General features: G+C 45.6%; 10 protein-coding genes. 9 read left to right on the top strand and 1 reads right to left on the bottom strand.

What is annotated here, in order from left to right:
- The first annotated feature begins 83 nt into the window (after positions 1-83).
- The 8 genes from Q7P05_RS01000 to Q7P05_RS01035 all read left to right on the top strand — a co-directional run bounded on the left by Q7P05_RS01000 (position 84) and on the right by Q7P05_RS01035 (position 8,153).
- Positions 84-1,028, top strand: coding sequence for an RNA polymerase sigma factor RpoD/SigA (locus Q7P05_RS01000; RefSeq protein WP_303930090.1), 945 nt, complete (start codon positions 84-86; stop codon positions 1,026-1,028).
- 103 nt (positions 1,029-1,131) lie between these two features.
- The gene (locus Q7P05_RS01005) at positions 1,132-2,901 is read left to right on the top strand and encodes a tetratricopeptide repeat protein (protein WP_237912095.1); all 1,770 of its coding nucleotides are present in this window, start codon (positions 1,132-1,134) and stop codon (positions 2,899-2,901) included.
- Positions 2,898-3,254: a hypothetical protein gene (locus Q7P05_RS01010; protein WP_303930091.1), complete on the top strand. Its 357-nt coding sequence runs from the start codon at positions 2,898-2,900 to the stop codon at positions 3,252-3,254. Before Q7P05_RS01005 ends, Q7P05_RS01010 begins: the two co-directional genes overlap by 4 nt.
- 127 nt (positions 3,255-3,381) lie before the next feature.
- Positions 3,382-4,242, top strand: a complete 861-nt coding sequence (gene menH, locus Q7P05_RS01015; RefSeq protein WP_303930092.1) for a 2-succinyl-6-hydroxy-2,4-cyclohexadiene-1-carboxylate synthase — start codon at positions 3,382-3,384, stop codon at positions 4,240-4,242.
- A gap of 4 nt (positions 4,243-4,246) precedes the next feature.
- On the top strand, positions 4,247-5,089 hold the full coding sequence (menB, locus tag Q7P05_RS01020) for a 1,4-dihydroxy-2-naphthoyl-CoA synthase (RefSeq protein WP_005387880.1): 843 nt from the start codon (positions 4,247-4,249) through the stop codon (positions 5,087-5,089).
- 145 nt (positions 5,090-5,234) lie between these two features.
- A complete protein-coding gene (menE, locus tag Q7P05_RS01025) occupies positions 5,235-6,620 on the top strand; it encodes an o-succinylbenzoate--CoA ligase (protein ID WP_303930093.1) in 1,386 nt (461 codons plus the stop codon).
- 7 nt (positions 6,621-6,627) lie between these two features.
- Positions 6,628-7,779, top strand: a complete 1,152-nt coding sequence (gene menC / locus Q7P05_RS01030; protein WP_303930094.1) for an o-succinylbenzoate synthase — start codon at positions 6,628-6,630, stop codon at positions 7,777-7,779.
- Positions 7,776-8,153 (top strand): PaaI family thioesterase, encoded by a 378-nt coding sequence (locus Q7P05_RS01035; protein WP_303930095.1) that lies wholly within the window; start codon positions 7,776-7,778, stop codon positions 8,151-8,153. The genes menC and Q7P05_RS01035 overlap by 4 nt, the downstream gene beginning before the upstream one ends.
- A gap of 148 nt (positions 8,154-8,301) precedes the next feature.
- Here Q7P05_RS01035 and Q7P05_RS01040 read toward each other — a convergent pair whose 3' ends face one another.
- The gene (locus Q7P05_RS01040) at positions 8,302-8,919 is read right to left on the bottom strand and encodes a hypothetical protein (protein ID WP_287536162.1); all 618 of its coding nucleotides are present in this window, start codon (positions 8,917-8,919) and stop codon (positions 8,302-8,304) included.
- A 257-nt stretch (positions 8,920-9,176) separates the two neighbouring features.
- Between Q7P05_RS01040 and Q7P05_RS01045 the strand changes: the two genes are divergently transcribed.
- A complete protein-coding gene (locus Q7P05_RS01045) occupies positions 9,177-10,391 on the top strand; it encodes an inverse autotransporter beta domain-containing protein (protein WP_303930096.1) in 1,215 nt (404 codons plus the stop codon).
- Positions 10,392-10,811: the final 420 nt, after the last annotated feature.

The following is a 10,811-nucleotide window of genomic DNA, read 5'->3' on the forward strand; positions in this document are numbered from 1 at the left end:
TCGTTTTGCCATCACGGTCAGTATAACATAATTCGCGGTTTCAGACAATCAAAAATTACATAGACGATCTGCCCGAAGACGACGTGGCCGCGCTCGACCCCGACGCCGACATCCTGCCCGAAGGCGATACCCTGCCCGCACCGTCGCAGCAGCACCTGCCTTCCCTGTCGTCCAGCAAGGACTCGCTGCACCTCTACCTGCGCGAAGTGAGCCGCTTCCCCATGCTCAAGCCGGACGAAGAGTTCGATCTGGCCCGCCGCGTGCAGAAGACCGGCGACAGCGACGCGGCCTTCCGCCTGGTGTCCTCGCACCTGCGGCTGGTGGTCAAGATCGCCATGGACTTCCAGCGCCGCTGGATGCAGAACGTGCTCGACCTCATTCAGGAGGGCAACGTCGGCCTCATGCGGGCCGTCAACAAGTTCGACCCGGACAAGGGGATCAAGTTCTCCTATTACGCGGCGTTCTGGATCCGCGCCTATATCCTCAAGTTCATCATGGACAACTGGAGGATGGTCAAGATCGGCACGACGCAGGCCCAGCGCAAGCTGTTCTACAACCTGAACCGCGAACGCCAGAAGCTCATTGCCGAAGGCTTCGACCCAGACGCGGCGACCCTTGCGGAGCGCCTCGGCGTGGGCGAGGATCAGATCGTGGAGATGCAGCAGCGGCTGGACGCCTCCGACATGTCCCTCGACGCCACCGTCGGCGACGAGTCCGGCAGCGCCACGCGCATGGACTTCCTGCCCGCGCTCGGCCCGGGCATTGAGGAAAGCCTCGCGGGCATGGAAATCGCCGAACTGCTCCAAAGCAAAATCCGCGACATCCTCCCCTCGCTTTCCGAAAAGGAAGCCTACATCCTCGAGCACCGCCTCCTGACCGACGATCCGGTCACGCTGCGGGAAATCGGGGAGCGCTACAACGTCACCCGCGAACGGGTACGCCAGCTTGAGGCACGCCTGCTCCAAAAGCTGAAGACCCATCTCTCCACCGATATTCAGGACTTCTCCGAAGACTGGATCTCGCACTAGGAGGAAAACAACGTTCCGGATACACAATCTCCGGTTGTTGTTCGTTCCCGTTTAGGGTATTCGTTATCCCCTGTTATCGTGTTTCAACCCCCAGAGTTTGCTCATGAGCTTCCGCATTCGCCTCACTCATCCCGCGGCCCCGCTTGCGGCTGCGCCATCCCACGCCCGCCGGGGAAATTCCCGCTGCGGCGCGGGTCTTGTCCGCAATCTGCTGCGCGGGATGGTCTGCGCCGTGCTGACCGTGCAGATGCTCACCGGGTGCGCCCGCAGTACGCCGCAGGAACCCGTGCAATGGGACCTCTCGCCCGAGGCCCAGCGTACCTACGCGACCCTCCTGCTCGACCAGTCCATCCGCGGCGACGACAAGGAAGGCGTCCTTGAAGCCGTAAAACTCCTCCTGACGCTGGAAAACAGGCCGCAGCCCTTCATCGACGCGGCGGCATGGCTCATGCTCAACCGGGAAACCAGCGAAGCCCGCAGCCTGCTTGAACAGGCCGTCAAGCGCGTGCCCGGCGATCTCGGCCTGCACCTCCTGCTCGCCGAAACGTGGCTCGAACAGGGCGACAACGAGCAGGCCCTCAAGATTCTGAAAGAATACCGCAAGCAGCGCCCGGACTCCGAACTCGTGCAGCAGGAGCTCGGCATCCTCTACGTCAAAACCGGGCACTTCAAGGACGCCGACAAGGTGTTCTCGGCCCTGCCGCAGCGCCTGCGGACGTCCTTTGTCCGCTATGCCCACGCGCAGGCCCTCGTGGGCCTCAAACAGCCCCATAGGGCCATCCAGCAGCTCCGGCTCGCCGTACAGGAAAGCCCGGAATTCGTCGACGCGTGGTTCGAGCTGGCCCGCCTGCTGGAAGCGGACAGGCAATTCTCCGAAGCGAACGAAATCTATAACAGCCTGATCGAGCAGGACCCGGACAATCCGGACATCTGGATCAGGATGGTCGAAGGCCAGATCCGCGCCGGAAAGGGGCAGAAAGCCCTGGACTACGCCCTGAACGGCCCCGCCACCTACGGCTACAAGCTCACGGCGGCGACGCTTTTTCTGGACGCGAGGATGTACCCCGAGGCGGAGGCCCTGCTCGACGGCCTCAAGAGCGATCCCAATGCGCCGGACGAGGTGCATTTCTACCTCGCCGCCATCGCCTACGAATACCACAAGGACGTGCAGGAAACCCTGAACTTCCTTGAATCCATTCCCCCGGAAAACCGTTTTTACGACCGGGCGCTGCGCCTGCGCATCCAGCTGCTGCACGATCAGCAGCGCTATGAAGACGCCATGCAGCTCATCCTTCAGGGCCAGAGCCAGTTCCCCACGGAACGGGATTTCCGGCTCATGGAGATCCACCTGTACCTGTTGCAGGACCGCTACAAGGAAGCCCTGACCGCGGCCACGGCGGCGCAGCAGATCTGGCCTTCGGACGACGAAATCGCCTATGTCTACGGCAGCGTGCTGGATTCCCTCGGCCGCAAGCGCGAGGCCCTCGCCGTGATGGAATCCATCGTCGCCCGCAATCCCGAGGATTATCAGGCCCTGAACTATGTGGGCTACTCGCTGGCCGAGCAGGGCAAGGATCTGGACCGCGCGGTCTTGCTGCTCGAAGCGGCGCTCAAGCAGGCCCCTGACCATGCATACATTTTGGACTCCCTCGCCTGGGCGCACTTCCGCCGGGGCGAGAACGCCGAGGCATGGGAGCTCGTCCGCCGGGCGACAAGCCTCCCCGACGGCGGCGATCCCACCATATGGGAACACTACGGCGACATTGCCAACGCCCAAGGGCTCAAAAACGAAGCGCGCACAGGATGGGAACGGGCCCTCGAACTGGACCACCCGAATCCTGAAACCATACGCAAAAAGCTGAATTCGCTATGAACATCCGCCTTTCCACTCCCTTCCGCCTGATACTCGCGGCCTTGCTCGTCCTGTCGCTCCAGGCCTGCGCCACGCGCGGCACGGAGATCGGGACGTCCGCGCCTTCGGACGCCTCCAACGCCGCGTGGCAAGCCTACCAGGGCTATGCCTCCGCCCGCGCCTCGGATCACGATCCGTACCGCCTGAGCGGCAGCCTCCGCTACGGTTCGCAAGGCGACACGCGCCGCGTGGAAACCCTGCTCTGGAGCAACGGCTATCTGCCCATACGCCTCGACGTCATGGCCGGGATCGGCGCGGGGCTGCTAAACTCTATGGCTGTGGTTATACTAAAATTGCAAGTCCCGACGAATTGAGTGCTGTACTAGCTAAGGTTAGCTCAGAATCAGGCGTTCATATCATTGAAATTCCTACAAATAGGGAATATAGCAGAGAATTGCATAAAAAATATACGAAGGTTTCAGTTGATATGGAGGCATTACTATGAGTCAGTATTTTTGCAGTATTGTAGATAATGCTTTGCGTAATCCAGCTCAACGCATGTACTTTGATTTGGGTGAATATCGCTATGGCTTGACTGTGGTAGGCGATGGGGAGCCTATCGTATGTTTTCATGGATTTTCAGAATCTAGTTATACTTGGGATTCCATTAACTTGACAGGCTATCGTTTAATCCGTATCGATTTGATTGGTCATGGTGATTCTGATATTCCTGAAGAGGATGAGGCCTATACAATCCCTAAAATGATAGAGGACTTACATACCGTTATCTATCATATGGTAGGTGATAGATATTATCTTATGGGCTACTCCATGGGGGCCCGTATAGCGCTTTCCTATGCATTACAGTATGATAGCGAAATAGAAGGTCTTATCCTTGAAAGTGGTTCTGTGGGGATTGCTTCGGAGGCTGAACGAGCAGAACGACGCAAGGCAGATGAAGAATTAGCTCACCATATAGAACATAACGATGGCTCTTGGTTCGCTTCCCGTTGGGCGGAGGCTCCTATTTTTGAAAGTCAAAAGCAGCTTTTACCCGCGGTCACTGAATTAATTCATTTACGTCGTGCCCATAATAGTCCGTACGCATTAGCGTGTACCCTTCGTGGGTCCGGACAAGGTGTTATGACCTATGTCGGTGATCAGTTAGAAAAATTATCATGTAAAGGCCTATATGTGAGTGGCGCATTAGATACAAAATATACTACAATAGGAAGAGATGTATTTGGCAAGTTGCCAAACTTTAAACATGTCGTCGTCGAAGGGGCGGGGCATAATGTACATATAGAAAAACCGCAGATGTTTGAACAAGCGGTATTAGATTTTTTACACAAGAAAGGTTAAGTCCATGAGCAAATTTGATTGGAAAGTATTGGATCGTAATTATGAAGATGTAATTTACGAAACATATAATGGCATTGCAAAGATTACTATTAATCGCCCACAGGTACGTAACGCGTTCCGTCCTAAAACTGTTATGGAGTTAATCGATGCTTTCACAGTAGCTCGTGAAGATAACGAAGTAGGCGTAATCGTATTGACTGGTGCAAACCACGGTCAAGGTGAAGACAAAGAAGCATTCTGCTCCGGTGGTGACCAAAGCGTACGCGGTCATGGTGGTTATGTAGGCGAAGATAATGTTCCTCGTTTGAACGTTCTTGATTTACAACGTTTGATTCGCGTTATCCCAAAACCTGTTATCGCTATGGTTAACGGTTTTGCTATTGGTGGTGGCCATGTATTGCACATCGTATGTGACCTTACTATCGCTTCTGAAAATGCTAAATTTGGTCAAACAGGTCCTCGTGTAGGTTCCTTCGACGCTGGTTACGGTGCAGGTTACTTGGCTCGCATGATCGGTCATAAACGCGCTCGTGAAGTATGGTTCCTTTGCCGTCAATACACAGCTGCTCAAGCTTATGAAATGGGCATGGTTAACTGTGTTGTACCATTCGACAAATTGGAAGAGGAAACAGTTCAATGGTGTAACGAAATTCTTGAATTGTCCCCAATGGCATTGCGCATGTTGAAAGGTGCCTTCAACGCTGACACAGACGGTCTTGCAGGTTTACAACAATTCGCAGGCGACGCTACATTGATGTACTACACAATCGATGAAGCAAAAGAAGGTCGTGACGCATTTAAAGAAAAACGCAAACCGAACTTCAAACAATTCCCTAAATTCCCTTAATCAGAACGTAGTACCAGTCTATTACTAGGAATGGAATGTATTGTAAAAACGTAAAGTGCGCCTCTATATGAGGCGCCTTTCTTATAATATCTTTTGTTATTAATTATTAATCATAAGGCATTATCTTTAGATACGAGGTGAGACGATGGAATGGTTACGGTATGGTGCACAGCACTATCCTGATCGCATATGTATAAATGAATATACCTATAACGATATATATGGCGGTGTGCTCCATGTGGCTAGTGAATTGATACATCTTGAAAGCTCACGTGTAGCTATTTTATCGGACAACTCTGTTACTATGGCAATTTATGTACTGGCAGCTATGCTAGCCCATAAAGAGGTATTGTTACTGAATGTACATCTTAAGCCCAACGAGATCGGAAACCAATTGAAACAATTAGGTGTTACTACCGTATTACATAGTAAAGAACGGTATAATCAACTACCTAGTTTACTACGTACCATTGAGTTTGAACCGCTAGAATCCATTCTGTCTAATCTGAATTTAGAGGACACTTTTGATTGGAACTTTGATGATGCAGACATTGCGGCCATTATGAACACTAGCGCTACAACAGGTCAGTTTAAATCAGTACCACTACGATGGGGGCAAATTAGAGCTCATGTACAAGCATCTCAAGAGGTGCTTGGTAAAGCCGAACAAGATAACTGGCTTATGGTGTTACATTTATTCCATGTCAGTGGATTATCTATCTTGATGCGATCACTTTATAATGGAACGGCTATCACTATATTGCCTAAATACGATGAGGCAAAGGTTTTAGAACTCATTGAGTCAGATCGAATCAATATGATGTCTTTAGTACCGACGATTTTAACCCAATTAGAACCGAAGATAACACATCATACATTACGTGTTATTTTGCTTGGTGGCGAGTTTATTCCTATGGCCTTAATCGATGCTTGTGAGAAGAAATCATTGCCAATTTACAAGACCTATGGCATGACGGAAACCTTTAGTCAAAGTGTGACCTTCTCTGTATTGGATTACCCTCATAAACGAGATTCTGTAGGTAAACCATTACCTGGTATGCAGGTTCATATTGATAATCCTGATGCGGATGGAGTGGGGGAAATCCATTTGACCGGCCCTATGGTTATGACTGGGTATATCGACAAGGAACCTATCAACGGTGATCTTAATACAGACGATATCGGCTATGTTGATGAAGATGGCTTTGTATATATTCTGAATCGCCGCAAAGACCTTATTATTTCTGGTGGTGAAAATATTTATCCTAAGGAATTAGAGGACCTAGTCTATACATTGCCAGCGGTGAAAGAGTGTGCCGTAGTACCTGTACCTGATCCTAAATGGGGGCAAGTACCAGCGCTATTTGTAGCCTTTCATGATGGTGAAAGTATGACAGCCGATGAGATTCTATCCTTTATGACCTCTTCATTGGCAAAGTACAAAATCCCTAAGTATGTAAGAATTTTACCTGCATTGCCTCGTAATGGGACCGGTAAAATTGTGCGTAATAAACTGCGTTTAGAAGATTGAGGCGTCTATGAATGATATTTTAAATTTTAAAAGCATAACTACATATCGCCTTAAACTACCGATGAAGTTTAATTTTAAAACCGCCAAGGGTGAGGTAAAAGAACGGGAGACCATTGTTATCCGAATCGAGGACCAACAAGGTTATGTAGGTTATGGTGAGTGTGTAGCTTTCACAGATCCATTCTATACCGCAGAAACTGTAGAGACATGTTGGAAGAAATTAGTGGATGATTATATATTTAATCTTCGCTTGATGCGGCCTAAACCTCTTATGACCTATGTACGTCAGCTGCAGTTCTGGCTCAATCGAGATCATATGCCTATGACCATTGCTGCTGTAGAAAATGCCCTTATTAATCTTCATTGTGAGAGACTTGGTGTAAATTCTATTTCCTATATCATGGGGCAGCCTTTACAAGATACCATTGAAAGTGGTGTTGTTATCGGGGACGTACCGATGGAACAATTATTAGATACAGTAGAAACTCATGTGACAAATGGTTGTAAGCGCATTAAGTTAAAGGTGAATCCCACAGATGGCTATGAACGAGTATCTCTCATCCGCAAGCAGTATCCAAACTTAGTCTTAGCTGCTGATGCAAACCAAAGCTATTCCTATGACGACATCTACAAAGTTCGTCAATTTAACGATTTGAATCTAGCCTGCATAGAAGAGCCTTTTGCTATGACGACACTCCAATCCTATAAGGAATGGAAGTGGGAACGTCTTAACAATGATGATTGGAATATTGAAACACCTATCTGTTTAGATGAATCTATATTAGGCTATGATGATTTATCCTATGCTATTGAATATGGCCTAATTGACGTACTTAATATAAAAGTAGGGCGCATGGGCGGTCTTGTGCCAACGAAGGCAGCTATTAATCTTTGTAGAGAAAGTCATATTCCGTATTGGATTGGCAGCATGGTAGAGTCTGGCGTTTCTAAAATGCTCCATGCTCAACTAGCTGCACTAGGTGATTCCTATATGGCAGGAGACCTATCGGATTCTAATAGATACTTTGAACGAGACCTCATCTATCCCGACCTCACTTTTAAAAATGGTGTAATGCACGTACCTGATGGTGATGGGCTAGGTGTAACCGTTTTTGATGATAGATTAGAAGCGTATTGCGTGGAGAAACGAACACTATGAATTTGATTGAAGCTTTACAAATTGAAAAGCCTTATATGACAAGTGACACTACATGTGTGGCAAAAATGAATTTAGGTGACTTTCATAAGCAACCGCAAGGTTACCTAAATGGAGGGGCGACTCTAGCCTTTGCAGAAATTGCAGCGGGAATGATGAGTAACGAACTCATTGGTGCTGATAAATTTGGCGTAGGTCAATCTATTACAGCTAACCACTTGCGCCCTGTACGATGTGAAGGCTCTTTAACAGCCCATGGTACACTATTGGTGAAAGGGAAAACTTCACATGTATGGCGCTTTGACATGAAGGACGATGCAGAACGACTCATCTCACAAGTGACCGTAACATTAGCCATTGTGGACTTTGATCGGTAATAGATAATAAGTAATAGCTAAAAAATAAGTAATAGGTAGTAGATAATAGATAATGATAAAAGGACAGTAAATACTATGTTAGTATCTACTGTCCTTTTTAGGTTCCGTATAAGTTAATAATTACTTATTGTTTATTGTTTGTTACAAGCTATTTACGAGTTACTGTATATAAGTCTTCCATATCTGGAATATCATAAATAACCCAGGTGCCATCACCTAAATGACGCATCAAAACTCGTATATCCTTTGTCATATTCTTTTTGTTGTTTTGTATTGTTACGGTTACGATAGCTGTATCTCCATCGTCTTCAGATTTGATATTTTTAACCTCTACATCATGCTCTTTGAAAAGACGGCCATCTACAAGCCGATCGACCATAGACATGTTGTCATCACTTTGAGCTGTATTGTTAGTATCTGTTGTAGCCGGCTGAGATTTAAAGCTGTCTGGATCTTCGATATATTTTCTCATTACATCTTCAATTAAAGATGGACCAAATGTTTTAGCTGCTGCAATAGTAGCTTTACCAAATGGATTAGATGTATCTATATATTTATTGCCTTCCCGTTCTAAAATATTTTTTACAATAGATTTTGTATCTATATGGCGTAAAGCCTCATCGGCATCTTTATCTTGCACGGCTTGATGAATAATTTTTAGCGTATAGGCTGGTGTGTGGGGAATGTACCACATGAAATACCATGCTGCTGCTAACGCACCTACAATAGCAATAATTAAGATAGTTATAAGAGATTTTGATTTCATTGTATTGCTCCAAAGTATTTTATATTACATTCTTATTATTTATATAATATATATTTATTTTATCATAGTCAAAGACGATTCACTATAACTATTAATTAGCAATACTTAAAACAGTAGAACTTTCAAATATATGTACTAATAAACTATAGAGAATATATATGCTATAAAGTGGATAAGACATATTATTGCTTTACCTAACTAAAGAATATATAATAAAAGTATCTTTCACGAAAATTTCATATAAAGAAGGGGAGACTATGGTTAGTAAAAAGGTTATTATTAAATCTTTAGTATGTACAGCATTGACATGTAGTTTTGCTACATGCGCATTAGCAGCAGATAAAGATAATGGAGAAAAAGTTCAATCAAGCTGGATGGATCGTACTGATATTGGTATTGGTTTTAAAGGAAGCCAGGAAGATTCCTATCATGATTATGCAATGCCTAATAAACAAATGACTGATAATAATCTAAGCTATGATACACGATTCCATTATCGTAATCATAACTCTAAGCAGAAAGTGAATACACAGTATTTTATAGAGACGTTGCAACCCATAAAACAATATGGTAAAGATGGCAAATCCATGGTGTTTGTACAAGGACGATTAGATGCTAATGGTGGCGAAAAAGTTTCCACTACTACATATTGGAATGGTTCAGATTCAGATTTTGGAAGAATTGACGGTCAAGGTACCTATATTGATAAAGGTGAAGTAGTAGAACATGATACACTTGGTGTTGTAGGTACTGCTGGTATTGGCTATCGTCGCCTTAGTACACATGAGCATGCCTACGTCGGTGCCAATGTATTCTATGACTATGCATTTAAGGATAAATTTTCTCGTGTTAGTGCAGGATTAGAATATGTAGCTGGTCTAAATACGATTAGTGTCAATGTATACCATGGACTATCAGAAAAAAAGGTGGGGCCTTATAACATTAACACACCTTTGCGTCAAGTACCACGGGCAATAGATTTTCATGATAGCTTAAGTTCACCACCTGATGGTATTCATAGAACACCTCGATATTCTTATGAACATGTATTGGATGGCTTTGATATACGGTATACACGCGATTATAAGAATGCTCGTTGGCTATCTAGTTATGTGGAAGGATATCATTGGAAAACAAAAGCACCAGGAGAACATCCAGAAGAGATGTACTATATTGACCAACATAAGTGGCAAACTATACATGGACTGAAGGTGGGTGCAAAAATGAATGTGACACCTCATATTTCTGTAGATCTAGGACTTGGTAAAAGTAATATTAGTTCTGTAGAACCTTATGTATCAGTTATGTATACATTGGGTAAATCTCGATATGCGTACTTCGGTGGTAAGCATAGTGAAAATGTGATGACCACTGCACGTTCTAAGGTATTCGATAAGGTCAAACGTGGTGATATGAAGGTTGAGTATTATTGGGAACAAGACTTGCGTGATGGTCCTTGGGATCATTTATAATTTGTATCATACTTGTAAAAATACCATAATAAACAATTTTATATAATTATGTTGAAATTGGTACCTAGTTTTCGTTAAAGAAATTTAGGTGCCAATTTTATTATTATCCTTAAGCTGGTTCTTAAGATAGTCACAAATCAGAAAAAATATCTGCTTTACAGGCGTTTTTGATTTCTGTAATTATAGGTATAATTTGTAGTATATTCAAGCATACTAAATATAAATGGCTAATATTTGCGATTTTTAATAGATAGTTCCTAATTTCATATATTTTGGAAAAATTCATCAAAAAATTAGAAAAAAGTACTTGCATTAGTAGGTTACCTCATGTTAATATATACGAGTAGTCAACGAGAGTTGATACGCGGCCCCGTGGTGTAGCGGTTAACATGTCGCCCTGTCACGGCGAAGATCGTCAGT

The organism is Veillonella dispar (assembly GCF_937975875.1).
Taxonomy (GTDB): Bacteria; Bacillota; Negativicutes; order Veillonellales; family Veillonellaceae; genus Veillonella; species Veillonella dispar_B.

What these genes read in the sequence shown, in the direction of transcription:
- Q7P05_RS01005 (WP_237912095.1), top strand. Translation starts at nt 1,132, where the DNA reads ATGAGCTTCCGCATTCGCCTCACTCATCCCGCGGCCCCGCTTGCGGCT.
- Q7P05_RS01010 (WP_303930091.1), top strand. Translation starts at nt 2,898, where the DNA reads ATGAACATCCGCCTTTCCACTCCCTTCCGCCTGATACTCGCGGCCTTG.
- menH (WP_303930092.1), top strand. Translation starts at nt 3,382, where the DNA reads ATGAGTCAGTATTTTTGCAGTATTGTAGATAATGCTTTGCGTAATCCA.
- menB (WP_005387880.1), top strand. Translation starts at nt 4,247, where the DNA reads ATGAGCAAATTTGATTGGAAAGTATTGGATCGTAATTATGAAGATGTA.
- menE (WP_303930093.1), top strand. Translation starts at nt 5,235, where the DNA reads ATGGAATGGTTACGGTATGGTGCACAGCACTATCCTGATCGCATATGT.
- menC (WP_303930094.1), top strand. Translation starts at nt 6,628, where the DNA reads ATGAATGATATTTTAAATTTTAAAAGCATAACTACATATCGCCTTAAA.
- Q7P05_RS01035 (WP_303930095.1), top strand. Translation starts at nt 7,776, where the DNA reads ATGAATTTGATTGAAGCTTTACAAATTGAAAAGCCTTATATGACAAGT.
- Q7P05_RS01040 (WP_287536162.1), bottom strand. Translation starts at nt 8,919, where the DNA reads ATGAAATCAAAATCTCTTATAACTATCTTAATTATTGCTATTGTAGGT.
- Q7P05_RS01045 (WP_303930096.1), top strand. Translation starts at nt 9,177, where the DNA reads ATGGTTAGTAAAAAGGTTATTATTAAATCTTTAGTATGTACAGCATTG.